We start from the raw sequence: 25,713 nt of genomic DNA, 5'->3' as shown, positions 1-25,713 counted from the left end.
TGGACTTGAGTACAGCTTTACCCGTTAATGACTCCAAGACGATTATTTTTGAAAAATGGGAAGAAACAGCAAAGAATAAGTTAGGTAAAGGTGCCTTTGATTACGTTCAAAGTGGTTCTGGTGGTGAGGAAACATTACAAAAAAATGTACAAGCCTTCAAGGAATGGGATATTATTCCTAGGGTACTTACGAATGTGGAAACAAGGGATTTAACAACTTCCCTATTTGAGAAGAAGCTTGCTGTCCCATTTTTCCTTGCACCAGTAGGCTTTCAAACGGTAGTTCACCCGGAAGGGGAATTAGCTTCTGCAAGAGCTGCTTCCTCTTTGTCTGTTCCTTATATAGCAAGCACTGTATCCTCCTTTTCCCTAGAGGAAATTGGTGAAGCTTCCGTTGGTTCACCACGGTATTTCCAGTTATATTGGCCTAATGATGACGAGGTAGCTACAAGCTTTGTAAAACGAGCTGAAGCAGCTGGCTATGATGCAATTGTGGTAACAGTGGATACAACGGTCCTAGGATGGAGAGAAAGGGATTTGCAAAATCAATATTTTCCAATGCAAACTGGAGCAGGAATTGCAAATTTTGTTAATGACCCTGTCTTTCAAGAGAAATATAACAGAGACGGATTGCTAGATACGAATGAATTAATCAATGCCATTAGAAAAATCTTATTAAACCAAAGCATAACTTGGGAAAAACTTGGTTGGCTTAAGCAGCAAACAAGATTACCTATTATATTGAAGGGTATTTTGCATAAAGACGATGCTCAATTGGCCATAGAACACGGAATAGACGGAATAATCGTTTCCAATCATGGTGGTCGTCAGTTAGACGGTGTTAGAAGTACCCTTGCAGCATTGCCTTCTATTGTCGAGGTGATTAATGGTAGGATTTCAGTTTTGTTTGACAGTGGAGTTAGACGAGGAACGGATATCATTAAAGCACTGGCATTAGGCGCAGACGCGGTCCTCATTGGCCGTCCATTTGTTTATGGATTAGTGGATGGGGAAAACGGGGTTCGTGAAGTACTACAAAACTTGGTTGCCGATTTGGACACAAGTTTAGCCTTAACAGGAAAAACGTCCGTAAAAGATATTGATTGTTCCATCGTGGAAAGAGTATATTAAGTTAAAATCCGCATCCTTATAGTAGAAGGGTGCGGATTTTTGGATTCATTTTTTAACATTGTGTACGAAAGGTTAAGATCGGATTTGGCCTGTTCCCAAAATTATATATTTTGTGGATGTCATGGCTTCTAGTCCCATTGGACCCCGTGCATGAAGTTTTTGTGTACTAATACCAATTTCTGCACCAAATCCGAATTCAAATCCATCTGTAAAACGGGTAGAGGCGTTATGATATAATGCTGCAGCATCTACATAGGTAAAGAATTTCTCCACATTATCTTTCGTTTCAGAAATGATGGCTTCTGAGTGTTTGGTTCCGTAGATTTGAATATGCTCCATTGCCTCTTCTATTGATGACACTACCTTTATAGATAAAATAAGATCCAAATGTTCTGTATCCCAATCTTCTTCTGATGCAGCTACTAGTCGATTATCCAACTGTAATGCCCTTTGATCTCCGCGAAGCTCAACGCCCTTTTCAGCTAACTTCTCAACAAGCTCTTTAAAGTGCTCCACTGCCCATTTTTCATGAATTAACACAGTTTCAGCAGCATTACAAACGGATGGCCTCTGTGTTTTTGCATTGACAGTAATATCAATGGCCATTTGTTTATCAGCGCTATCATCTATATAAATATGACAATTTCCAACACCCGTTTCTAATACAGGAACGGATGACTTCTCTACAACTGTTTGAATGAGAGAAGCCCCTCCACGTGGAATTAACACATCCAAATAGTCATTTAATGTGAACATTTTTTCTGCTGTGTCCCGGCTAGTATCCTCCAATAATTGAACGGCATCTTTTGGAATGTTACTTTTCCCTAACGCCTTGTGAATAACAGAAACAAGTGCTTTGTTGGAGTGCAGAGCAGAAGAGCTTCCCCTTAGTAAAACAGCATTCCCAGTTTTTAAACAAAGACTTGCTGCATCTATTGTTACGTTTGGACGGGCTTCATAAATCATCCCAATAACCCCTAATGGTACCCGAATTTTTTTAAGAATTAATCCGTTAGGTCGTGTAGTTTCAGAGATGACTTCTTTAATTGGATCCTTCAGCTCTACTAAAAGCCGTAGGGCTTGAGCCATATCTTTTATTCGTGATTCCGTTAGAGTTAAACGGTCAATTAACGATGGGGATAAACCCTTTTCTTCTCCTTTAAGTACGTCACTTTTGTTTTCTTCTAATACAAATTCAATTTCATTTTCCAATTCATCAGCGATTAGCAGGAGTGCTTCGTTCTTATCAGTAGTAGATAAAGCACCTAGCTCACTAGTTAAATTTTTTAACAAACTTGCTTTTTGAATTAACTCTTCCATTTATTTCTCCTCCTTAGTAAGTTATTAGATGATCCCTATGAATTGCCTCTACGAAATCACTGTTTGTGGTTCGTTTTGCCTCTTTACTGCCTTTCCCTTTAATAGACTCAAGCTGATTAGAGGAATAGTTTACCTGGCCCTTTCCCAGAAGCTTTCCATCCATACTCAGAACTTCAACCACATCTCCTGCTTGAAATGTGCCATGAATCTCTTTAATTCCAACAGGTAACAAGCTTTTTCCTTGAAGGAGGACAGCATTTTTAGCACCAGGGTCAATAAAGATTTTCCCTTTTATTGCGGAGTGAAAGGCAATCCATTGTTTTTTATTTTTTACAATTTTTTGATCCGGTTTACCTATATATGTTCCATCACCTTTACCATCAATGATGTCAATCAGCTTTCTTTTACCAATTCCAGTTCCTATAAAAATATGATTTACACCTAGGGAATTGGCAGTCTTTGCTGCTTCTACCTTGGAACGCATACCGCCAGTACCCAGCTTAGATCCAGTATCTTTTGCATTTTTTAATAGATTATCTGTTATTTCCGGTATATAGTGATATTTTTTGGCATTAGTATTTGCCCTTGGATCTTCATCATAAAGCCCGTTTATATCCGTTAAGATAATGAGATAATTAGCGTGCACGAGACCACTTACTAAAGCTGAAAGCATATCATTATCTCCAAAAGTTAATTCAGCAATGGACGTGGAATCATTTTCATTAATAATTGGTATAATGTTTCTTTTTAACAACTCAGAAAGGGTAGAATAGGCATTTTGATATTGCTCTTGGCTTTTAAAGTCATTACGGGTAAGAAGCAACTGTGCTGCAACTAAATTATGTTCTCGAAAGGCATCTGTATAACCTTGAATAAGTAATCCTTGTCCTACAGCAGCAGCTGCTTGCTTCCCGGCAATTTTTACTGGACGACTTGGGTATCCTAATAACTTAAATCCTGCTGCAACAGCTCCAGAAGATATGAGAATAACTTCATGGCCATTTTTCTTTAGCTCTGCAATGGCGTTCGTATGTTCAATTAATTTTTCGTGGCTTAATCCACCATTTTCATTTGTTAAAGAACTACTGCCGATCTTTACTACAATACGTTTTTTGCTCATCTCAAACCCCTCATTTTCAAGTCCAAATATAATTAAAAAACTCCGTCCAAAAAAGGACGGAGTTACATGTTATCCGCGGTACCACCTTTGTTGGTATATTAAATATACCCACTTAAAAACCATTAACGCTGGTTGGACGGTTAGTTTTCTAACAGCTCGAGGGCAGGTTCAACTGGGTTGGAACGATGGAATCTTTCAGCCGGTGAATTCCACTCTCTGACGATCAACATTCAGTTTACTAATCCCTTTCATTGCTTCGCTTTATTTTTACTAATTATCTGATATTTATATAGTATATGTCAATGGCTGTTTTGGCAAGCTTTGTTGCTTTTAAAAAAAGCTTGGAGAAGCAAAAGGCGCGACTACAGCGACGAGTAATCGCAGGAGCAATCTATACGAAAAGAGCCATGTTAATTTATATATTCTGTAGAAAAGACTCAATTGTTAGTAAAAAGATGTCGGGTGGTGTTAAATAGGCTTTCGTGTAATTTTTATTTTTTCCTCTTGTAATATTCCGCATAAGTTTTTACAATAGGAAAAATAAGAAAATTTTAACGCTTTAAAATAATGCAACTGTAGTGAGGAGAGGTATTTGTGGAAAAGAAGCTGCAAACGGTGAGAGCTAATAATTTAAAACAGAAGCCTGAACCTGATAAGTTAGGGTTTGGAAAATATTTTACTGATCATATGTTTGTCATGGATTATGAAGTTGATAAAGGGTGGTATAATCCACGAATTACGCCCTATCAACCTATCACATTAGATCCTGCTTCCATGATTTTTCATTATGGTCAATCAGTTTTTGAAGGGTTAAAGGCATACAGGACAGAAGATGATGAAATTTTATTATTTAGACCTGACAAGAATATGGAGAGGATGAACCGCTCCAATGATCGATTAAGTATTCCTGCAATTGATGAAGAACAAGTACTGGATTATTTAATTGAACTCATTGATTTAGAAAGGGATTGGGTTCCAAATTCAGAGGGAACTTCCCTTTATATTAGGCCATTTATTATTGCTACAGAGCGGAATTTACGGGTCGCACCTGCCCATTCCTATAAATTTTTGATAATTCTATCTCCTGTTGGCTCCTATTATCCTGAGGGAATTCATCCTGTGGGGATTTATGTGGAGGATGAGTTTACAAGAGCGGTAAGGGGAGGAACTGGTACAGCAAAAACAGGTGGAAACTATTCCGCATCGTATAATGCTCAAGAAAAGGCAAGTGGAAACGGTCAATCTCAAGTATTATGGCTTGATGCGCTTGAAAAGAAATATATTGAAGAGGTTGGCAGTATGAATGTTTTCTTTAAAATCAATGGGGAAGTAATTACTCCAGCATTAAGCGGAAGTATTTTAGAGGGAATTACTAGGATGTCCATTATCGAAATGTTAAAAGATTGGGGTCATACTGTAGTGGAAAGAAAAATCTCCATTGACGAGGTTTTTGCTGCTTACGATAAAGGTGAACTGGAGGAGGTTTTTGGAACAGGAACCGCTGCAGTTATTTCTCCAGTAGGCGAGTTACAATGGAAGGAAAAGACAATTATCATTAATAATAGAGAAACAGGTGATCTAGCAAAGAAATTATATAACAACATTACTGGTATACAGACTGGAAAACTTGCAGATCCTTACGGTTGGACTATTAAAGTAAAAGAAAAGGTAACGAAACAGGGTAATTAGAGTAAAGAAAAAACTCCATTTTAGATTAATGGAGTTTTTTTACTAGGTAAAAATAACATAATAATATTTGACTATTTTTTTGCAAACTTTGTTGCTTTTTTTAAAGGCTTGGAGGAGCGAAAGGGTGCGACTCCAGCGGGAAAAGCAATGGCTGAAGACACCGCAGGGACGAGCGTTACTTCACGAATACGCTTCGAGTTGTCTCGGAGCGTCATCGTTTACGATGACTCTTGGATGCAGCTCCAAAGCGATACTCGCAGAGGAAGAGACACGGCCTGAGGAGGCTGAAGCGTTGCCCGCGGGAGCCAAGATGGCGACATTACGCCGTTGCCCACAAGCGGGACCTGAGACGCTTCCTCGAGTAGTTTGCGTCGAGTAATCGCAGACGCAGGACGTGGGCTGCCCTTAGGTGTAATTGAACCGCCTGTAGTGTATCCAAACCCAAAATATATATTTAAAAACAACATGGTCTTATGCGACGAGCAAACGAAGTGGCGCAGGAGCACTAATTTCCCTGCGACGAGCAAACGAAGTGGCGCAGGAGCACTAATTTCCCTGCGACGAGCAAACGAAGTGGCGCAGGAGCAATCTATACAAAAGAGCCAAAGTTTTTAACAGGGAGAGAAAAAGGGATGGAACAGTTAATCAACGATAGTCTAAAAAAGGTTGAAACAAAACATCATGTTAAAATTCTTTATGCCTGTGAAGCAGGAAGCAGGGCATATGGTCTTTCAACTGAAAAGAGTGATTATGATGTGCGGTTTATCTATATTCATCCCCTAGAATGGTATTTATCTATTGATGAAAAAAGAGATGTTATAGAAGTCCCTTTTAGCTCGGCGTTAGATCTTCATGGATGGGATTTAAGAAAAACCCTTAGACTTCTACGAAAATCCAATCCTTCTTTACTAGAATGGTTAACTAGCGGTATTGTTTATTATGAGGAATTACTAGTAATGGAACATATAAAGAACACTGCTTCGGAATTATTCTCACCCTTGGCGTATATGCACCATTATGTGAGTATGGCTAGGGGAAATTATAAGGATTATCTTAAGGGTAGTGCCAGCTCTATGAAAAAACTATTTAGGGTATTAAGACCAATATTGATTTGTAAATGGGTGGAACAACATGTCTCCATTGCACCCATAAGCTTTCAAAAGCTTGCAGAAGAAGTTTTACCAAAAAAAATGTATAATGGTAGTCATCATTTGGTAAAAGCACTTACAGAGGATACAGCATTAGATAGGGGAATTGTGGAGGAATTCCAGCTCTTTGTAGAAGAAGAGCTTAACAGATTGGATGGAGTTGTAAAATCCATTCCCTCAGGGCGAAAAGTAAATAGTGATATAAAATTAGACACTTTATTTGTAAATACACTACATCGTGTTTGGGAGAGAGGATAGGTTTATGATGAAGGAGGAAAAGGATTTTGGAAAACAAATTATATTACTTAGATCCATACATAAAGGAGTTTCAAACAAAGGTACTAAGGTGTGAAGAGGATAGTAATGGGACGTATGTGGTTTTACAAGAGACTGCCTTTTATCCCACTGGGGGTGGACAACCAAATGATACGGGGTCATTGAACGGTTATGTAGTAACGAATGTAGAAGATGTGGATGGAGAGGTACGTCATTACATAAATGAAACTATTGTGGAAGGGGAAGATGTTACCGGCAAGATCAACTGGGAACGTCGCTTTGACCATATGCAGCAGCATACGGGCCAGCATATACTTTCGGCAGCATTCGTGGAGCTTTTTCAGTTCCAGACTTTATCTTTTCACCTAGGAACAGAAACGTCAACCATTGATATTGATACTTCTGAGGTTACAGAAGATGAATTGCGTAAAGCAGAAGAAAGGGCGAATGAAATTATTTTAGAGAATCGGTCCATCGAGACAAAATGGATAAGGGAAAGTGAAGTGAATGAATATCCCCTTAGAAAAGCACCTACTGTAAGGGATAATATTCGCCTTGTTATTATACCTGACTATGATTACAACGCATGCGGAGGCACTCATCCTACATCAACAGGAGAGGTAGTTGCTTTAAAAATTTTTCAATGGGAAAGACAAAATAAGAAGGTCCGAATTCATTTCGTTTGTGGAAGCCGCGTTCTCCAGCACCTCCATGAAAAAAATAAAGTGTTAATGGAAATTAGCCAATTATTAAGCACCCCACCTGAAAAGGCTGGTGAAGCCGTTCATCGGTTGTTAGCCACAAATAAAGAGTTGGAGAAGGAGCTTCAAAATAATCAGAGAATCTTAATGGATGTTGAAGGAGATGCCCTGTTAAGAAAAAGTATAGAATGGAATGGGCAAAAACTGGTTTTTGAGGAGTTTAAGGATCGATCCATGAAGGAGCTCCAAAAGTTTGCAAAGCTAGTAGTCGAAAAGGATGGACAAGGGGTTGTTGTCCTAGTGAGTGAAAATGGGGAGCAGCTTCAGTTGGTGTGCGGCAGAGGGAATGGTGCCGATATAAATATGAAAGAACTGATTGGAGAACTTCTTCCATTAATAAATGGGAGAGGGGGAGGAACCCCTGCCTTTGCTCAAGGTGGAGGGGAAGCTTTGATTTCCAGCAAGGAGTTAGTAGAGCATGCGAAGAAGTTTATTGTAAAATAATGGAGGAGGGAGTAATGTATGGAAACGGAAGAGTTTGCCAACCAATTTTTTAAAAAATTGATGGGTGAGTACGATCACCAACAGTATAGCCATTCTGGAATAGACGGTCACAGGGTGGCCAATCGTTTAGCGGAGCTTTCAAGGATTGGTTTAACTCCAGAAGGTGGGTCCAGCCGAATGGGTTTCTCAAAGGAAGAGCGGGAAGCGAAAGAACTGGTGAAATCTTGGATGAAGGAGGCTGGCCTTTCGGTAAGGGAAGATGGGGCTGGAAATGTGTTTGGAAGGCTTGAAGGGAAGGTTAAGGGCGAGGCAGCTGTCCTATCCGGGTCTCATGTAGACAGCGTTCCAAACGGAGGTCATTTTGATGGTCCATTGGGAGTTTTGGCCGCATTAGAAGTGGTGGAAGCTTGGCGGGAAACAGGTTTTGTTCCGAATAAACCTTATGAAGTTGTTATCTTTACGGATGAAGAAGGATCCCGTTTTAATGGAGGATTATTAGGAAGTGAGGCTATGATTGGAGAAATTGACCGTGAACATATGTTGAAGCTTGTGGATGTCTACGGCAACTCATTTGAGCAGGTATTAACGGAGTATGGCTTATCAGTGGATCATTTTTTTACATCGGAGAGGGTTCTTTCGGAGGTTGCAGCATTTGTGGAGGTCCATATTGAGCAAGGGAAGCGCCTGGAAAAGGAAGATCTGCCTGTTGGGATAGTCACAGGAATTGCTGGGCCATGCTGGATGGAAATCTCCTTTATTGGAGAGGCAGGACATGCAGGCAATACACCGATGGACGATCGAGCTGACGCCTTGATCGCGGCTAGTCGCTTTGTGAGTAAAGTGGAGGAATTGCCATCTGTTGTCAGTCCATCTGCCGTAGCTACGGTAGGTAGGTTACACGTTTATCCTAATGGGGTCAATGTTATTCCAGGAAAGGTAACCTTGACAGTAGATATCCGGGACATTCATGAAGAGACGAGAGATGAGCTTGTGGAAAAAATTGTCCTGTTAGGGGAACAGGTTGCAGCTGAAAGAGGAGTCTCCGTGGAAATGAATGAAAAAACTCGAATCATGCCGGTGCCAGTTTCAGAGGAAATGCAGCGGAAAGGGAAGGCAGCAGTGGAGAAACTGGGTTATCGGCCGTATTACCTGCCAAGCGGAGCAGGACATGATGCTATGATTGTTGGAAGGAAGGTCCCTGCAGCAATGCTGTTTACTAGAAGTAAGGATGGGGTGAGTCATAATCCGAAGGAATGGTCGTCCCTTAATGACTGTGTAGCAACTATACATGTTTTGAAAAACATGGTGGAGGAATTGGTGAAATAGATTATGAGTTTTTCTGTGGGGGCGGAGTTGTGAAATATGTTTTTCCCTTTATGGAGCTCGAATCGAGTGTAACATCAAGCAAAAGGTCATCATAAGAGCCTCATTACGCTGACCTCCCCCTCCTGGCAATTCAACAACCAAAACTCTACCCTTCCAACTTAACTTTCCACCAAAACCTTGTAAAATCAACGTTTCCTACTATTCCAATGTTGTAACCGTTTTCTTCCAAATACCTTGTCAGATAACCTCTCAACTTTGTTGTGTCAGAAAATTTAAAAAGTATAATTACAATTAACAAAGGAGTTAACACCAGATGTTAACAACACTTACACAAAAAGGGAGAGGTTATTATGGATCCAATTTATTTAATGAACAATGTATGGATTATCATCTGTTTCACACTAGTTCTACTTATGCAAGGTGGATTTATCCTGTTAGAGGCTGGTTCCACAAGAATGAAGAATGCGGGACATATTGCGGGTAAAACGATCTTTTCAGTCGGGATTGTTTCCCTAGTTTTCTGGGCAGTAGGTTATGGATTTATTTATGGAGAAGGAAATGCTTTTATAGGTTTATCTGATTTCTTCTATGGTGACTTTACTTCAGTAGTTGACGGATTAGCAGGATCCGTAGATTTTATCTTCCAATTAGCATTCGCTGCAATCGCATTGACCATTGCCTTTGGTGGTTTCGCAGAGCGAGCTAAATTAACTGCTTATCTAGTATTTGCTGTTGCGTTCTCCGCTATCGTTTACCCAGTTGTTGCTCACTGGATCTGGGGTGATGGTTGGTTAGGGGCTCTTGGAAAACAAGATTTCGCTGGTTCCACAGTCGTTCACTTAACTGGAGCTGCGGCAGCATTAGCTGCAACAATCATTCTTAAACCACGCATTGGTAAATACAACAAAGACGGCTCAGCTAACGAATTAGCAGGTCACAACCAAGTTTATACAGCACTAGGTGTACTTCTACTTTGGGTTGGTTGGTTTGGATTTAACGCTGGTAGTACATTAGGAGTAGACGATGCATTCTTCGGATATGTAGCACTTAACACGCAATTAGCCGCAGCGGCTGGTGCCATCGCAGCAATGTTAATTGTATGGGCAGTAGCAGGAAAAGCAGACGTTCCTACAATGTTAAATGGTGCTTTAGCAGGTCTAGTTGCTATCACTGCATCATGTGCATTCGTAGCTCCCTGGGCTTCCGTTCTAATTGGTATCATCGCTGGGCTTATCGTTTATGGAAGTATGAGATTCTTTGAGAAAAAACAAATTGACGATCCGATCTTTGCTCTGTCTGTTCACGGTACTGCAGGTATCTGGGGGACAATCTCAACTGGTTTCTTTGCTACACCTGAGCTTGCGGCGATGAATGGAGGTCAGGCTGGATTATTCTATGGTGGTGGATTAACACAATTGGGAGTTCAAACGATAGGTGTTGTATCTTCTGGTATTTTCGCATTCGTTCTTTCCTTTATTATTCTTAAGGTTATGGTCAAGGTTATGGGTGGCATTCGTGTTTCTGAAGAAGAAGAGCTTGTTGGGCTTGACTTAAGTGAGCACGGAAGCTATGGTTATCCTGAAAACATGCCAAAAACAAATGGTTCACAAAGCGCATAGTTAATACGTATCTTCCATTCTAATTAAGAAGAGACTGATGATAATGAAGAGTTTCGAACAATTACGACAATATCGCCAACAACAAATAGTGAAGGTTTCTACTAGCCATCAGCTTTTAAATGAATTTCACGATGAGTTGATGAAAGGAATTGTTCACACGGCATTAAAGAAGGTAGAAAGTGAGTGGGGACCTCCCCCTGCTCACTTTGCTTTCTTTCTTATGGGCAGTGCAGGGAGATTTGAACAAACAATTTGGAGTGATCAAGACCATGGGATTATTTATGATGGTTTAGAGGAACATCAAGATTACTATCTACAATTAGGAACGAAAATAACGGAAGGTTTATCCTTATGTGGCTATGAGCTGTGTGAAGGCAATGTCATGTCATCTAATCCCCTTTGGTGTAAATCTTTAAAAAAGTGGGAAGAGCAACTTATCCAGTGGCTTGAAAAGGCAACCTGGAATTCCATTCGGAACTATTCCATATTCTTTGATTCCAGAGTTTTAGTAGGGGATAAATCACTTCTGTTAAAGCTAAAGGAATTGAGCTTTTCTCAAATTGATAAATCACCTCATTTAATCACACGCTTCAAACAAAATATTGGAAATGTAAAAAAAGCTATTGGTTTATTTGGGCAGTTTTTACCAAAACAATATGGGGAAAAGGCGGGAACTATTCATTTAAAGGAGACAATTTTTTTTCCATATGTTAATGCTTTAAGACTTATCGCCATCCAAGAGCAAATGACGAAGTCCTCTACACTTTCTCGTTTTCACCAACTTCCGGAAAAATTTAGTACCCTCAAAATTTACGAGAAAGATTTTATTAATCTATTAAATAATCGTTTATGTTTATTATTGGACTGCAAGAATTACGATGAAGTACATTTTATTAAAATAAGTAATCTAACAACGAAGGAAAAACACGAACTAAAGAGAATTGCTAAGAATGGATATCGGCTTTACGAAGAAACGAAAGCTCTAATAGATAAAGGGGTTTAAGATATATCATGAATCCAATGATTCACTTTATTAAACAGCTATCAGGGAAAATTGGCCCCAACTTGTATACGTCCGTCTTGAGTCAAAGGGATGCGGGGCAGGTGGCTTATATTAGACAGCTCCAAAGGGAATTAAAAAAAGAAAATGTTCTTGAAGTTCCTCTTTCTCAGTTAAAAGTGGTTGTATTTGATATAGAAACAACGGGTTTTTACCCCAACAAGGGAGATCGAGTTCTTTCAATAGGAGCGATAAAGGTTATAGGAGATAAGGTTTTAGAAGGGGAAACTTTTTATACCCTTATTCAAAGTGATCAAGGGCCATCAAAGGAAATAGAAGAGCTGACGGGAATAAAGGCGATAGATCTTAAAGAAGCACCTTTAATTGAAAGTGTGCTCATCCAATTTTTTCAATTTATTAAAGGGAGCACCCTTGTGGCTCATCATGCGAATCATGAAAGGAACTTTATGCAGCATGTGACTTGGTCTGTGTTAAAAACTAGATTTGAGCAACGGATTGTTGATACGAAATTTCTTACACAAATTGTGGTTCCGGAAATTAACCTGATTACCCTTGATGAATGCTGTATCCACTTCGGTATTGAAATAAAGCAACGACATCATGCTTTACACGATGCACATGCTACTGCTGAGTTATGGGCAGCGAATATTCGAGCTATAACAAAACTAGGTTATGAGAATCTTAAAGATGTCTACACTCACATAGCATCTTTGAGGTAGCCCTATACAAATAAAGATTCGAACCAAAGAAGATGAAAATGGTATAATCTTGTCTCTAGTAGCAAACGTCAACCATGATTTGTATTTTCAAAGTTTACTTTCTATAAAACGGGGCAAGGAACAATCGTAAGGAGGGGATGTCGTGATTAATAAGATTCCTCGTCATTTAGCCATATTCCCAATAAGCTTTGTAGAGGAAGTAACGAATTTATCTGGAAGGCAAATACGTTATTACGAAGAACAAGGTCTACTCCATCCTGTTAGGAATAAGGGAAATCAACGAATTTTTTCGTTAAATGATATAGAGCGACTATCGGAAATTAAGGCTCTTATTGATAAAAAGGTAAATGTTGCAGGTATCAAAGCTATTTTTTCGTCAAAGGAGCAAAGGGAAAATCTCATATTAAAGGATGAGGTTGTTAATTCCTTTTCAAAGGAAGAGTTAGAGGAAATTTTAGTCCGGGTTCAGATGAGAGGAGATGAAAGAAAGGAAAGTCAAGAGCAGAGTGATGATTAAAAGAATAATAGTTTCTAAGGGGCTAACTAGTATTTGTTCAATGCAAATGATTGCCCCTTATTTTAGTTGACTAAAAGTTCCTTCTATGTTTTCATAAAGTACAGAATAAAAGTAAGGTACTTATTATGCTGAGTAATTAAAAAAGGAAGAAGGGTTAACACTGTCACGGCCAATTACCTATAGTTTATTAGTTATTGTAATGATATTGTGGGGATTAAATGTCGTTGCTGTTAAATTTCTAGTGGAGCATGTGCCACCCATTGCTATGCAAAGCATGAGAATTTTTATCGCTGGTATGGCAGCAATCATCGTTTTATATTTTTTAAGGGACTTGCGTAAATTAACAAAACAAGAGTGGGCGTATATTACGTTTGCGGCCCTTTTAGGACAATTAGGCCATCATGCCCTTTTGGCTGTAGGAATCATGGAAACGACTGCATCTAATGCATCATTAATTTTAGGGTTAATTCCACTTACCACTGTTATTTTAACAATGATTTTTTTTAAAGAGCGTCTAACATGGCTCCGTTCCCTCGGGATTACACTAGGGTTTGTTGGAGTAACTATTGTTGTTGTTCAAGGTAATGGAAGTGTTGCGGGGATTTCCAGAGGTGATTTGTTTGTTTTTATTTCCATGGTACTACAAGCCTTAAGCTTTATTGTCATAAAAAAAGTTACAGCTACCTTATCCTCGAAACAAATGACCGCTGTCATTTTATTGCTTGGATCCTTATTCCTCTTTAGTGCAAGTCTATTGTTTGAACCTCAAGGGTATAGTCAATTACAAGAAGGAACAGCTTTTGTTTGGAGCATTATAGTTATATCTGCCGTTCTTGCGACTGGATTAGGGCATATTTTTTATAATGCTGCCATTCAGGAAATTGGTGCAGGACAAACAGCCATTTTTAATAATTTGGTACCATTCTTTTCTTTAATCGGAGCATTTTTCTTCCTGGGTGAACAAATTCTGTTTACACAAGTAATTGGATTTATTCTTATTGTAACAGGGGTTATTCTAGGTACAGGTTATATGGATATGAAACGAAAGGATAGACAAGGGAATAAAAAATTACAGGAAACAAAAAAACATCATTCCGCCTAGGAGGATGTTTTTTTCTGCCGGAATGGTAAATAGAGTAAGAAAAAGATGACCAGAACAATCAACTGAAGGGACAGAATATACCAAGGGTAAGGCCCTAACCAGTCTAGCATACTTGGTCCTTGTGGTTTTCTAGCTAAGAACATGTAGTTTGCACCTGTTAATTGGTTCACTGAAAAAGCTATTAAAGCAAGTCCATTTAGGACAATAAATGACTTGATTAAAGAACCGATGGTGACAGTATACTTAAAGATCCAAACCATATAAAGAACCGCAAGTATAATTGCTATATGGGCAATAAAAAAATGAAAAAAACGAAAGTGGGGAAAGGTGTAAGTTAAATCAGGAGTAAGCATTGCCTGAATTGCCCCACCTAAGCCAAAAAAATAGAGAACCTCAAAGATCCGGTAGTTTTTCGTTAATAACATATAAGCACTTAAAAATAGACTAATTGTACATAAATGAAGTGGAAGATTGTATCGGATGTCCCAAAATCCATTGGTAATTGTCCATGTGATTAAGGCTATTTCTGTGAAGACTAACACACCAAAGAGTATCCACCTAACTTTACTCATGTAAGGTTTATTGCGATAGACGTATAACCATACAAGAGTCAAAAGGAAGAATAATAACACAGAGAGATGTGCTTGTGATAAGAATAATGCATAATCCCGATAGGCAGAAGGGTTGAAAAATTGTTGAAACAAAAGGAGAATATCCATTATAGTGCTGCTCCTTTCCAAATTTCAGCATATAAGTAAGCCTGTTCAGTTTAACTAATAGTATACAATCCTTTGTTCGTTTATAATAGACTTAACATTAAAATTGAGGTTTGGATTATGCATAAATGTGGACTTGTATTAGAGGGCGGTGGTATGAAAGGATTATATACTGCCGGAGTATTAGAATTTTTTTTGGAACAAAACTTGTTTTTCCCTTATGTTATTGGTGTTTCTGCTGGTGCATGTATGGCAGGATCTTATTTATCTAAACAAAAGGGGAGAAACAAACGGGTGAATATAGGGCTCGTTAAAGACCCCCGTTATCTTTCCTATAGAAACATACTACTTAAACGGCAATTATTTGGAATGGATTTTCTCTTTGATGAAATCCCTAATAAAATTATCCCTTTCGATTTTGAGACTTTTTTGGCAGGGGAAGAAAAATTCTACATTGGAACTACGGATTGTCATTCGGGAGAAGCGGTTTATTATAATAAACATGAGATTGGGTTCGATACATTAAAGGTAATTCGTGCATCTAGTTCACTTCCTTTCATAGCTCCCATTGTAGATTTTAAAGGGAAAAAGCTCTTGGATGGCGGACTAGTTGATCCGATTCCACTAAAAAAAGCACAACAGGATGGACATAAAAAAAATGTAATAATTATGACTAATAGCCCTGGGTTTACAGATAAGCCCAATAAATTAAACTATTTAGCAAAGGTTGTTTATAACAAGTACCCAAAAATAGCTACTATTTTAAGAAAACGCCACATGATTTATAATGATACATTGGCATATATAAAAACAGAGGAAGAAAAAGGGAATCTCTTTATCATTCAACCAAGTATTCCCCTCCCAATGAGTCCCATAGAAAGGAACGAAAAACGACTACTAGATTTATATCACTTAGGCTATAATGATGCAAAAAATCAATGGGGAAGTCTAATTCGCTGGCTTAATCAATAACAGAGACTAGTATGAAACAATAATGAAGCCACTGAAAAAGTCATATATTTTTCGCTGAGAAAATAGCAATCGCTCCGCGCGTTGCGCGCCTGCTATGAAAAAACCACTCATAGCAGGCTTTAAAAACTTGCAACGGCTTCGCTGATTGCTTCGAGACCACTGAAAAAGGGAAAAAACGTCCTTTTTCAGTGGCCTCAACAATAATACAAGGGGGTCTTATGAATGTTCACTCGAGAATATGCTAAGGAGATGGATAAGCAGGATAATCTAAGTAAATATCGCAAGGAATTTTACATAAAAGAAGGACAAATTTATTTGGACGGAAACTCTCTTGGTCTATTATCCAAACGTGCAGAAGCATCCCTCCTTAATGTTCTCCAGTCTTGGAGAGATAACGGAATAGATGGATGGACAGAGGGAGATAATCCTTGGTTCTACTTATCGGAAAATTTAGGGGAAAAAATGGCGTCTTTGGTTGGTGCAGGTAAAGAAGAGGTGGTTGTTACAGGATCAACTACAAGCAACCTTCATCAATTAGTTGCTTCTTTTTATATGCCTAATGGTAATAAAACAAAAATCTTAGCAGATGAATTGGCTTTTCCTACCGATATATACGCTTTACAAAGTCAGCTTGAGATTAAGGGCTACAACCACCGAACACATCTACTAAAGGCTATAAGTACGGACGGTCACTTTTTAAAGGAAGAAGATATTATTAAAGAAATGACAGAAGAGATAGCCCTTATTGTTCTACCTAGTATTTTATATAGAAGCGGTCAAATTTTAGATATGAAGAGATTAACAAAGGAAGCCCATAAGCGAAATATTATCATTGGGTTTGATTTATGCCATTCCATAGGAGCTATTTCCCATGAGCTTAGTGCTTGGGGCGTGGATTTCGCTTTCTGGTGCAACTATAAGCATTTAAATGGAGGGCCTGGTTCCGTTGCAGGACTGTATGTAAATAAACAACATTTCGGTACCAAACCTGGACTTGCGGGCTGGTTCAGTTCTAAGAAAGATAAACAATTTGATATGGAACATCAATTAACCCCAGAAAAAAATGCAGGAGCCTTTCAAATGGGTACACCCCATATATTAAGCCTAGCCCCGATAATCGGTTCCCTATCCATGTTTAATGAAGCAGGGATAGATAATATACGTAAGAAGTCTTTAATGCTCACCTCTTATATGCAGGAGCTAATAAAAGAAGAACTAGCTCCATATAACTTTGTCATTAGAAGTCCAAAAGAAGATGAGAAGCGCGGTGGACATCTCTTTTTGGAACATCCTGAAGCAGCAAGAATTTGTAAAGCACTTAAGGCGAACAATGTCATACCTGATTTTCGATCCCCAAATGGAATAAGAATTGCCCCTGTTGCCTTGTATAACACATTTGAAGAGGTATGGTTGACTGTACAAAAGCTAAAGGGAATTATGGAAGAGGAACAATATAAGCAATTTGAAAATATACGGGGAGTGATTGCGTAGGATGTTCAATCAGAATCAACAAGAAAATCAGTGGATCGATATTTCACAGCCTTTATCTAAGGATATTGCTCACTGGCCAGGAGATACACCATTTTCATATGAGGTTGCCTATCCCAAAGAGGAGACAGGTTCTGTGAATATCGGTCAAATAACCACGAGCACCCACATTGGCACCCATATTGATGCTCCCTTTCATTTTAAAAATGATGGTCAAAGAGTTTTAGACATAGATTTAAATATATACATAGGAGCGAGTCGTCTAATTGACATTGGAGATGCTAAGGAAATGAATAGGGAAGTCCTTTCCCAATTTAATTTGGATGGTATTGCACGCCTTTTAATTAGAACGTCTATTAAAAATAATCCAACTGTCTTTCCAAAGGATATTCCTTATGTGACGAGGGATGGTGCTGAGTTTTTAAAGGAACAAGGGATTAAATTAATTGGTGTTAACGTTCCATCTGTAGACCCTTTAGATAGTAAAGATTTAGAAGGACACCATGCTTTATATGAAAACGGAATTTATATATTACTCAACTTTCGCAGACTGAAATAGGCAGGTATGCCTTGATATAATTAGGTAAGCCTGCGATCCATTGTTGTAATTGACTTTTGATTAACTTTTGTATTTTTTTATTAGTCGCTTTTAGGGTATCTTCAAGAAGCTCGATTAATTGCTGTAATGCAATAGCCCAATCGAGCTCACTGATTTCATCACAAAGCTCATAAAACATGCCACCTAATGTTCTTTGGTCCGTGCTGCAGCGGTTTTGCCAAGATAGCACAATGTATCGTGCGAAGACAATGGTTGTATGACTAATTAAGGAGTCGTATGAACGACTTTGAAACTCCTTCTGGAGTTTTAATAAGGACTTAGTGGTTTTAAAGAAAACCTCAATGTCCCAACGCATTCCGTATATACGGATGATGTCTTGATCACTCAATGTGCAATCTGTACTTAAAATGGCTAACCACTCGCTTTTTTTATTGCGATTACGAACAAAGATAACTTTGACAGGAACATCATTAGCTTGAGTAGTATGAATGGAACGAAGTAATCCCTTCTTCCCTTCGACAGGTGTAGCTAGACAATAGAGTTCTTTCAGACTCACTCGTTTGCCATTTACAAGATAGCGTTGTTTTAAATTCTTAACCATACCAATGACATCAAGACCTTGTTCTTTTATGTCTTTAATTAATGGTTGGTGGGTAAACCATGTGTCCATTAAAACATAGGAAGCATCTATTCCAGCATTCATGGCACGTTGGATCATATCAGGTATTTGCTCTGGTGCAGTTTGTAGAGCTTCAAGTCGTCGTTTGTACCCGCAACTACGCTTATCGACTTTAGTTGAAATTCCGTTAATTTTACTTTTCGTAGAGCTTAATAAAGAAAAATCAACAGGAATAAAGGTTGCACCATCTGTCCATCCGAGAGTAAGCATACGAAAGCCTTTATAAAAGCGCATTTTTTGAGAAGCATGATCAAAACAACGTGCTAATAATTCAACTGACTTACTACGATTTCGATCATAGGAAGAATCGTCTAAAACCAATACTTTAGGGCGATTGTGATCCGTAAGCTTTGTAACCTTTCCAATTGTGTGAGCACTAAGGAATGTTAAGAAGCGTCTCCACGAAAAAGTAGATTGATTTAAGAAACGGTAAACGGTATCTTTTGCTGGTAAATCGGCAGATTTCATACTTTCTAAAGTTCGAAACCAGTTCTTGTTTTCAAAGATCAAACAAAAAATTAATTGAAATAGGTAAGAACAAGAAAAGCCAAAAGACTTTGTAATACCAGCTTTTCGAAGATGTTTTAAAACATGTAATTCTTTAAAAGTCGATTTAAGTTCATTTGGTAGTTGCTTATTTTGGTCATTATTCGCTATCATATAGGAGACACCTCTTCTGTATGGTATGTGTGATTCTAGTCAAATCAACTATACCAAACGATGGGGTGTTTTTTCATGCATAATTTTCCTGTCAATGACCATACTTGAACGACTTCTAGCTTTAGAGCCAATTAATACTATCAACTTTTTCTATGTGCGAAAGTTGAGTATATTAGAAAATGTCGTCCTTGATAGTTTGAGTATCGGCGACTATGAATTAATTGCTCTTCCCCTAGCAATAAAAGAGGGGGATGGAAGTCCTGTTCGGGCGGTAGTAAGGCCATTATAATTTCAAGAATGCATCTATATATTGGATGCATTTTTTTATGGTTTAGAAAATTATATTTTTCACTCTTGTGGAAAAGTTTATTTATTATTAATAACGTCTAGCTTCAGCGCCTACTCGCTCGAGGTCAAATGATCTGCCCGATTAAAAGTAAAAAGCACTTTTTATCGGGCAGATGCATTTGCTGGTCGCTCGTGGACAAGGCGCTTGCGCTTTTGTTCTGCAATACATTATAATGGAAACGAATGTTCGTTAATAGAAAATAGAGGGCGGGATGGTTATGAAATTAATCATAGCTGAGAAACCTGATCAAGGGGCTAAACTAGCAGCTCCTTTTAACAGTCAAAAGAAAACTGGTTACATAGAAATAAAACCTTGTAATCTATTTCCAGAAGGGGCCTATTTAACGTGGGCCGTTGGGCATTTGTGTGAACTAGTGCCACCAGAGCAATATGAATCTAAATGGAAAAAATGGTCTATGAATACTTTACCAATCGTACCTGACCGCTTCCAGCACCAAGTAATGAAGTCTAAATGGAAGCAATATAATATTATTAAGGACTTACTGCACCGTAGAAACGTAAATGAGGTAATTATAGCAAGTGATGCAGGGCGTGAGGGTGAAGCGATTGTAAGGATTATTTTAGGATTATGTAAAAACAATAAGCCTACGAAACGCTTGTGGATTTCATCCCTTACTCCAAACGCAGTTACTCAAGGCTTTAATCAATTACTAGATGAAAAGGATACAAGGAATATATATTATGAAGCAATCAGCAGATCCTGTGCAGATTGGCTTGTTGGTATTAATGCCTCCCGTGCCTATACACTTCTTCTACAACAGCAAGGTTTCTCAGATGTTTTTTCCACTGGCCGTGTCCAAACTCCAACTTTAGCTCTCATTGTTAAGCGTGAAGAAGAAATCAATAATTTTAAATCGGAGCCATTCTGGGAGGTTGTTGCTACTTTCCAAAAGGATGATTCCCTTTTTCAAGGGAAATGGAATAAGGACGGAGAAACCCGCATAAAGGACAAGGAAATGGCAGGTCGGATTGCTGAATTTTGTAAAGGTAAAATGGGAGAAATATCGTCCATAGAAAAGGAAAGGAAGTCTTATCAACCACCATATTTATTTAACTTATCTTCTTTACAAGCTACAGCTAATAAGCTTTATAAATATTCTCCTCAGGAAACATTAGATATTGCACAGAAGCTCTATTTGAAAGGGATCATATCTTATCCACGATCTGATTCTAGTTTTATTACGAAAGAAGAGGCAAAAATGCTTCCTGATATTATTCAGAAAATAAGTGAGGTAGAAGCCTATGAAGCATTCTTTCCCCTTCCAGTAGAGTCCATTGAAAATAATAAGCGGTTTGTAAACGAAAAAAAGGTAAAGGACCACTATGCCATAATTCCAACAGAGCAAGTAAGGGATCCCAAAAAACTTTCTAGTGATGAAAGTAAGATCTATGATTTAATTATTAAACGGTTGATTGCTGCCCATTATGAAAACGCCATTGTTGATTATACAACGGTCCATAGCTTGGTAGATAAGAGAGCTACTTTCATTTCAAAAGGAAAAGAAACGGTACAGGAGGGGTGGAGGAAGGTTATATTTGAAAATCAAAACCAGAAGTCTGCTTCTAATGATGATCAAGAATTGCCTTCATTACAAGAGGGAGATGAACTCCAAATTCCGAAAGTGGATGTGAAGGCAGGGAAAACCCAGGCTCCAAAACGTTTTACAGAGGGGGAGCTTATTACTCTTATGAAAACCGCAGGAAAGCATGTTGAAGATGATGAACTAGTGAAGGTTTTAAATAGAACAGAAGGTCTAGGAACCGAAGCGACGCGGGCTGGTATCATCGGTGTCTTAAAGGATAGAAAATATATTTTTGTACAAAAAAATCGTGTTTTTGCAACGGAAAAGGGTAAACTTCTTATTCGAGCTCTTGGCAAAAGTATTTTAGCCTCTCCCGAAATGACAGCTAAATGGGAACAGCGATTAAGTGCGATTGGGGAGGGAGAAGCATCACCAGCAGTGTTTATGGAGCAGGTGAAAAAGCTTTCTTCCAAACTTATTAAGGATGCAGTGGAAGAATCTAAAACGTGGGTCTTTGATGGAATTGATGTGGATAGCGTTAAATTGGCAGCACCAAGAAGGGGAAAAGGTTTCGGAAAAAAGACTCGAACAGTTTCCGTCGGGAATTGTAAAAAATGTGATGGGAAAGTTGTGGATAAGGGAACCTTTTACGGCTGCTCTAATTACAGAGCGAACAAATGTGATTTTACTATTTCTAAAAAGCTTTTAGGAAAAAGTCTCCCTTTGTCTAGTATTAAAGAACTGTTGGAAGAAGGAAAAACAAAGGTAATTAAGGGGTTTCAAAAGAACGATAAGACCTTCGATGCTGCGTTAATATGGAATGAAAGCATGGGGAAAATGGAGTTTAAGTAAAAAGGAAGGTGCTTGAATGGTTTTTTCACCATTGTAAGCACCCTTTTTATTTTAGTTGTTTTCTATAACATTACTCCTGTTTGAGTAATCCATTACCACAAATTTGTTAATGAAATAAAGAGATAAGTATTATAATAGTATTGTAGATTAAGGATAAGCTTAGTGGAGGAAGGGATGATTTTTATGGATAATAATCAAGGTGGGAAAAAAGATCGTTATGCTTATGAATCGGAAAAAAATATCCATACAGATTTTAAGGATAACATGACATATGGGGACTATTTGCAATTAGATCATATACTTAACAGTCAAAAAAGGATGTCAGACCATCATGACGAAATGTTATTTATTATCATCCATCAGGTAAGTGAATTATGGATGAAACTAATCATTCATGAAATAAGAGCAGCAATTGATTCTATTGAAGAAGGGGATCTTCAAACAGCTTTTAAAATGTTGGCGAGGGTAACAAAGGTTCAATCACAAATTATCCATCCTGGGATGTCCTTTCTACGTTAACTCCTGCGGAATACTTGGAATTTAGGGATTCATTAGGTCAAGCTTCCGGTTTTCAATCTTATCAGTACAGAATGATCGAATTTTCCTTAGGGTATAAAACAAATCATGTATTAAAGATTTATGAGAAAGATCCAGTACTTCATGAAAAATTAGAATCCGCTTTTTACGCACCGAGCCTTTATGATGTTTCCATTCAGACTTTAGCAACAGCAGGTTTTTCAATTAATCCTAAAATCTTAAAAAGGGATTACTCCACTCCATATACGGCTGATGAAACGGTTCGTAATGCTTGGCTTAAGGTATACAAGGACACTGGTGATTATTGGGATTTATATCAACTTGCAGAAAAGTTAGTAGATATTGAGGATTGGCTGCAGCAATGGCGTTTTCGCCATATAAAAACGGTGGAACGTATTATTGGTTTTAAGATGGGAACGGGTGGATCTTCAGGGGTAAATTATTTAAAGAAGGTATTAGACCAAAGGTTTTTTCCAGAATTGTGGGATTTGAGAACGGAACTTTAATGGGAACTTTCCTAGCATACTATTTTTTTCTCAAAATGTTTGATAAAGTACATAATGTGCCCACATCAAACGTATAACAACAATGTTGAAAGGACTTCCGCAGTATGAGTAACAGAGATTTCTTGATTCACAGGCGAAATGTTCTATTAATTCGCCTTTTATTTGTCTTTTATCTATTAATGACTATCGTTTATTTTGGATTAGATCCTGCTTTTTCAACCATTTGGCCCCCTGTTGGACTAGTTGTTTCTTTAAGTCTCGTTAGTATATTATATTTTTCCAAAAAACCATCTATTACCATGTATGCCATTATTGTAGGTTATTTCGTCTATCTGTTTTATATAAATTTTCAGTATCCTTATCTTGTGAACTATATTTTTATTTTCTTTGGTATTATTTTAAGCAGTTTATATCAAAGCTATCGTGCAATCGTCTTGAGTGGAAGCTTGTCCTTAATCCTATTGCTCTACTTTTTTACATATCACTTTGATACCATCTTTTTTCAAGTGGATTCTTTTGACATCGCTTATTTTATATTATTTGCTGTATTGATGGTGATCTTTTTCATTTATCAGATACGTTTTATGAATTCTTTGTGGAGACAGGTGGAAGAGAAGCAAAAGTCAACAGACCATAAGCTACATTCCACTCAAGAGCATCTTCATTCATTTTTTAATCAAACAGCCGAGGCAATTATAGTTGGAGACCTCAATGGAAAGGTACTTGATATAAATCCAGCCTTTGAAAATCTCTATGGTTGGAAAAAGGCAGAAGTAGTGGGACAACCAATTCCGATTATTCCTAAAGAATTTGTCAGCGAAGCAAATCAAAGGTGGAAACAGGTGTTATCTGGTGAGGTTATTCAATCACTGGAAACAAAGCATGTATGTAAAAACGGATCTATAAAAAATGTAGAGGTTTCCATTTCTCCAATTAAAGACATGGAAGGAAAAATAGTGGCCCTTACTGGGATACTAAGGGATGTAACAGAAAAGAAAATAACAGAAGAAAAGTTAGTAAATACAGAAAAACTTTCCACTCTGGGTCAGATAGCAGCAGGGTTAGCCCATGAGATTCGAAATCCATTAGCTGTTATTTCTGGATATATACAAATTATTGGAAAAGATAATGAAAGAAATAGCAGATATTCTAAGGTCATGTTATCGGAATTAAACCGTATTGATCTCATCATTAGTGAATTGCTGTTTCTAGGTAAACCGCAAGCCGTCCATTTTCAAAGAATAGATATAAGGAATATTATTAAAGAGGTTACTATATTATTTGAATCCCAACTCCAGCAGCAGGGCGTTCAATGTGTCACAGAATTTCAAGGAGAAATTCCAGACTGCTATTTAGACCCGAATCAATTAAAGCAGGTTTTTGTGAATACTATTAAAAATGCCATTGAAGCAATGCCTTCAAATGGAGGTACTATCTCTATTCAAGTTAGTCCAATAACACACGACGAGCTTATTATTAGTATTAAAGATACTGGTGTTGGAATTCCAGAGAAAGTATTAGAAAAAATCGGAAATCCTTTCTTCACCACAAAAGAGGAAGGGACAGGATTAGGATTACTTGTTACAAAACAAATTATTGAATCCCATAATGGGCAATTAAATATCAAGAGTGAAGAAAACAAAGGAACGACAATTGAAATATTACTGCCAACGATAGACTAAATGAGGAGTGAAGAGAATGGGAAATATAGCTGAAGAACTAGCGTAAAAGCAACTAGATGCCTATAACAATGGGGATATTGAAGCCTTTTTAGAAAACTATAGCAATGATGTTCAAGTAAAGGATTTCCCTTCAAACGAAGTGGTTTATACTGGAATTGACAAAATGCGTGAAAGATATTCTAAGTTATTTAATGAAAACCCAAATCAACATGCTAAGTTATTAGCAAGGATCGTTCAAGATAATGTTGTTGTTGATCACGAACATGTTACTGGAAGAGCAAATGGCAAAGAGGTTTACGCGATGGCTATTTATGAAGTAATTGATGATAAAATCGCTACTGTTTGGTTTAAAAGATAATTTATATACTATCTCTCTGGGTCATGTAAATGGCAAAGGGAGTTTTTTTACGCTCTAGATACACCGTTTTCCTCCAGTGCTACGTAAAATTTACTATGTATGCTTTTGGTATTACATTGCATCTTAATAAATGATTATTGTTCAATCGGGGAGCGACTCCAAGTAAAATGGTGTGGAGCAATTAACATAAGGTGTGTGGAATGACTTTTGACTACACTATCTTACATAACCGGAAGTAAAATAGGAAAGAATTTAAAGAAAATGAAGTTCGTTTTTATAAGAAATTCTGATTAACTATAGAATAGAAATGGGAGTGTTGAGCGTTGCAAATATATTTTTCGCCGGAGTTCTTTACAGCAGAATCTCAAGTGTTAAACATTGTAACAGATGATAACAAGCCTGTAGGATACATGGCATTCTTGACGGAAGACAAGAAAATGTATGTGTATGGTCACTTACAGGAAGATGGAGTCACGGAGGATTTTAAAGATTTAGTCAAACCATATTTACAGGGCCTGACGAAGGTTAAGCCAGAGCTCGAGGTGTTAATGTACCTTTCGGTAGGGGGTAAAAAAGTGGAGATTGAGGTAGAAAAAGAATAACACCATTCCAAAATTAGG

Annotated in this window: 21 protein-coding genes, 3 pseudogenes and 1 other annotated feature; of the genes and pseudogenes, 20 read left to right on the top strand and 4 right to left on the bottom strand. The window is 37.9% G+C overall.

Annotated features, from left to right (window positions below; translation table 11 throughout):
- Nucleotides 1-5 precede the first annotated feature (5 nt).
- Entirely contained in the window at nt 6-1,130 is a 1,125-nt protein-coding gene (locus J2S74_RS12165) for an alpha-hydroxy-acid oxidizing protein (protein WP_307326012.1), read from the top strand.
- A 72-nt stretch (nt 1,131-1,202) separates the two neighbouring features.
- Here the strand turns inward: J2S74_RS12165 and J2S74_RS12160 are convergent, their stop codons facing one another.
- A complete protein-coding gene (locus J2S74_RS12160) occupies nt 1,203-2,450 on the bottom strand; it encodes a glutamate-5-semialdehyde dehydrogenase (protein WP_307326009.1) in 1,248 nt (415 codons plus the stop codon).
- Nucleotides 2,451-2,463: 13 nt separating this feature from the next.
- A complete protein-coding gene (proB, locus tag J2S74_RS12155; RefSeq protein WP_307326006.1) occupies nt 2,464-3,570 on the bottom strand; it encodes a glutamate 5-kinase in 1,107 nt (368 codons plus the stop codon).
- 49 nt (nt 3,571-3,619) lie between these two features.
- Nucleotides 3,620-3,831: a binding site (T-box leader), on the bottom strand.
- A 333-nt stretch (nt 3,832-4,164) separates the two neighbouring features.
- Here proB and J2S74_RS12150 point away from each other — a divergent pair.
- From J2S74_RS12150 to J2S74_RS12105, 10 genes are all read left to right on the top strand, one after another.
- Nucleotides 4,165-5,259 (top strand): branched-chain amino acid aminotransferase, encoded by a 1,095-nt coding sequence (locus J2S74_RS12150; RefSeq protein WP_307326003.1) that lies wholly within the window; start codon nt 4,165-4,167, stop codon nt 5,257-5,259.
- A 366-nt stretch (nt 5,260-5,625) separates the two neighbouring features.
- Entirely contained in the window at nt 5,626-5,874 is a 249-nt protein-coding gene (locus J2S74_RS12145) for a hypothetical protein (protein WP_307326001.1), read from the top strand.
- Between the two features lie 17 nt (nt 5,875-5,891).
- Nucleotides 5,892-6,665: a nucleotidyltransferase domain-containing protein gene (locus J2S74_RS12140; protein ID WP_307325998.1), complete on the top strand. Its 774-nt coding sequence runs from the start codon at nt 5,892-5,894 to the stop codon at nt 6,663-6,665.
- Nucleotides 6,666-6,691: 26 nt separating this feature from the next.
- Nucleotides 6,692-7,888 (top strand): alanyl-tRNA editing protein, encoded by a 1,197-nt coding sequence (locus J2S74_RS12135; RefSeq protein ID WP_307325996.1) that lies wholly within the window; start codon nt 6,692-6,694, stop codon nt 7,886-7,888.
- Nucleotides 7,889-7,906: 18 nt separating this feature from the next.
- The gene (locus J2S74_RS12130) at nt 7,907-9,214 is read left to right on the top strand and encodes a Zn-dependent hydrolase (protein ID WP_307325994.1); all 1,308 of its coding nucleotides are present in this window, start codon (nt 7,907-7,909) and stop codon (nt 9,212-9,214) included.
- A gap of 350 nt (nt 9,215-9,564) precedes the next feature.
- A complete protein-coding gene (locus tag J2S74_RS12125) occupies nt 9,565-10,833 on the top strand; it encodes an ammonium transporter (protein WP_307325991.1) in 1,269 nt (422 codons plus the stop codon).
- 43 nt (nt 10,834-10,876) lie between these two features.
- Nucleotides 10,877-11,836 carry a DUF294 nucleotidyltransferase-like domain-containing protein gene (locus J2S74_RS12120; protein WP_307325988.1) on the top strand — a complete coding sequence of 320 codons (960 nt, stop codon included), beginning with the start codon at nt 10,877-10,879 and terminating at the stop codon, nt 11,834-11,836.
- A gap of 8 nt (nt 11,837-11,844) precedes the next feature.
- A complete protein-coding gene (locus J2S74_RS12115; RefSeq protein ID WP_307325985.1) occupies nt 11,845-12,573 on the top strand; it encodes an exonuclease domain-containing protein in 729 nt (242 codons plus the stop codon).
- 142 nt (nt 12,574-12,715) lie between these two features.
- Complete coding sequence (locus J2S74_RS12110) at nt 12,716-13,090, top strand: MerR family transcriptional regulator (protein WP_307325982.1); 375 nt, start codon at nt 12,716-12,718, stop codon at nt 13,088-13,090.
- 160 nt (nt 13,091-13,250) lie between these two features.
- The gene (locus tag J2S74_RS12105; protein ID WP_307326199.1) at nt 13,251-14,192 is read left to right on the top strand and encodes a DMT family transporter; all 942 of its coding nucleotides are present in this window, start codon (nt 13,251-13,253) and stop codon (nt 14,190-14,192) included.
- Here the strand turns inward: J2S74_RS12105 and J2S74_RS12100 are convergent.
- Nucleotides 14,189-14,911, bottom strand: a complete 723-nt coding sequence (locus J2S74_RS12100) for a YwaF family protein (protein ID WP_307325979.1) — start codon at nt 14,909-14,911, stop codon at nt 14,189-14,191. The genes J2S74_RS12105 and J2S74_RS12100 overlap by 4 nt on opposite strands.
- 117 nt (nt 14,912-15,028) lie before the next feature.
- On the opposite strand from J2S74_RS12100, the gene J2S74_RS12095 reads away from it, so the two are divergent.
- The 3 genes from J2S74_RS12095 (at nt 15,029) to kynB (ending at nt 17,927) form a co-directional block, all read left to right on the top strand.
- The gene (locus J2S74_RS12095) at nt 15,029-15,880 is read left to right on the top strand and encodes a patatin-like phospholipase family protein (protein ID WP_307325976.1); all 852 of its coding nucleotides are present in this window, start codon (nt 15,029-15,031) and stop codon (nt 15,878-15,880) included.
- Nucleotides 15,881-16,102: 222 nt separating this feature from the next.
- Nucleotides 16,103-17,371, top strand: a complete 1,269-nt coding sequence (gene kynU / locus J2S74_RS12090; protein ID WP_307325974.1) for a kynureninase — start codon at nt 16,103-16,105, stop codon at nt 17,369-17,371.
- A gap of 1 nt (nt 17,372) precedes the next feature.
- Nucleotides 17,373-17,927: an arylformamidase gene (gene kynB / locus J2S74_RS12085; protein ID WP_307325972.1), complete on the top strand. Its 555-nt coding sequence runs from the start codon at nt 17,373-17,375 to the stop codon at nt 17,925-17,927.
- Here kynB and J2S74_RS12080 read toward each other — a convergent pair.
- Nucleotides 17,905-19,266: an IS4 family transposase gene (locus J2S74_RS12080; protein WP_307325970.1), complete on the bottom strand. Its 1,362-nt coding sequence runs from the start codon at nt 19,264-19,266 to the stop codon at nt 17,905-17,907. The genes kynB and J2S74_RS12080 overlap by 23 nt on opposite strands.
- 163 nt (nt 19,267-19,429) lie before the next feature.
- Here J2S74_RS12080 and J2S74_RS12075 point away from each other — a divergent pair.
- From J2S74_RS12075 to J2S74_RS12050, 6 genes and pseudogenes are all read left to right on the top strand, one after another.
- Nucleotides 19,430-19,555, top strand: a pseudogene (locus tag J2S74_RS12075) (arylformamidase); the annotation flags it as partial.
- 277 nt (nt 19,556-19,832) lie between these two features.
- Complete coding sequence (locus tag J2S74_RS12070; RefSeq protein WP_307325965.1) at nt 19,833-22,010, top strand: DNA topoisomerase III; 2,178 nt, start codon at nt 19,833-19,835, stop codon at nt 22,008-22,010.
- A gap of 183 nt (nt 22,011-22,193) precedes the next feature.
- Nucleotides 22,194-23,053: pseudogene (kynA, locus tag J2S74_RS12065) on the top strand (tryptophan 2,3-dioxygenase).
- A 104-nt stretch (nt 23,054-23,157) separates the two neighbouring features.
- Nucleotides 23,158-24,735 carry an ATP-binding protein gene (locus J2S74_RS12060; protein WP_307325963.1) on the top strand — a complete coding sequence of 526 codons (1,578 nt, stop codon included), beginning with the start codon at nt 23,158-23,160 and terminating at the stop codon, nt 24,733-24,735.
- A 64-nt stretch (nt 24,736-24,799) separates the two neighbouring features.
- A pseudogene (locus J2S74_RS12055) lies at nt 24,800-25,093 on the top strand (nuclear transport factor 2 family protein); the annotation flags it as partial.
- A gap of 323 nt (nt 25,094-25,416) precedes the next feature.
- Nucleotides 25,417-25,695, top strand: a complete 279-nt coding sequence (locus J2S74_RS12050; protein WP_307325960.1) for a hypothetical protein — start codon at nt 25,417-25,419, stop codon at nt 25,693-25,695.
- The last annotated feature ends 18 nt before the right edge of the window (nt 25,696-25,713 follow it).

Source organism: Evansella vedderi (genome assembly GCF_030813435.1).
Lineage (GTDB): Bacteria > Bacillota > Bacilli > Bacillales > Salisediminibacteriaceae > Evansella > Evansella vedderi.
This window is presented reverse-complemented; position numbering and strand designations above follow the sequence as displayed.

Excerpts from the sequence above, each read along its gene's own strand:
- J2S74_RS12160 (WP_307326009.1), bottom strand. The coding sequence starts at position 2,450 with ATGGAAGAGTTAATTCAAAAAGCAAGTTTGTTAAAAAATTTAACTAGT.
- proB (WP_307326006.1), bottom strand. The coding sequence starts at position 3,570 with ATGAGCAAAAAACGTATTGTAGTAAAGATCGGCAGTAGTTCTTTAACA.
- J2S74_RS12140 (WP_307325998.1), top strand. The coding sequence starts at position 5,892 with ATGGAACAGTTAATCAACGATAGTCTAAAAAAGGTTGAAACAAAACAT.
- J2S74_RS12130 (WP_307325994.1), top strand. The coding sequence starts at position 7,907 with ATGGAAACGGAAGAGTTTGCCAACCAATTTTTTAAAAAATTGATGGGT.
- J2S74_RS12125 (WP_307325991.1), top strand. The coding sequence starts at position 9,565 with ATGGATCCAATTTATTTAATGAACAATGTATGGATTATCATCTGTTTC.
- J2S74_RS12120 (WP_307325988.1), top strand. The coding sequence starts at position 10,877 with ATGAAGAGTTTCGAACAATTACGACAATATCGCCAACAACAAATAGTG.
- J2S74_RS12115 (WP_307325985.1), top strand. The coding sequence starts at position 11,845 with ATGAATCCAATGATTCACTTTATTAAACAGCTATCAGGGAAAATTGGC.
- J2S74_RS12100 (WP_307325979.1), bottom strand. The coding sequence starts at position 14,911 with ATGGATATTCTCCTTTTGTTTCAACAATTTTTCAACCCTTCTGCCTAT.
- J2S74_RS12095 (WP_307325976.1), top strand. The coding sequence starts at position 15,029 with ATGCATAAATGTGGACTTGTATTAGAGGGCGGTGGTATGAAAGGATTA.
- kynU (WP_307325974.1), top strand. The coding sequence starts at position 16,103 with ATGTTCACTCGAGAATATGCTAAGGAGATGGATAAGCAGGATAATCTA.
- kynB (WP_307325972.1), top strand. The coding sequence starts at position 17,373 with ATGTTCAATCAGAATCAACAAGAAAATCAGTGGATCGATATTTCACAG.
- J2S74_RS12080 (WP_307325970.1), bottom strand. The coding sequence starts at position 19,266 with ATGATAGCGAATAATGACCAAAATAAGCAACTACCAAATGAACTTAAA.
- J2S74_RS12070 (WP_307325965.1), top strand. The coding sequence starts at position 19,833 with ATGAAATTAATCATAGCTGAGAAACCTGATCAAGGGGCTAAACTAGCA.
- J2S74_RS12060 (WP_307325963.1), top strand. The coding sequence starts at position 23,158 with ATGAGTAACAGAGATTTCTTGATTCACAGGCGAAATGTTCTATTAATT.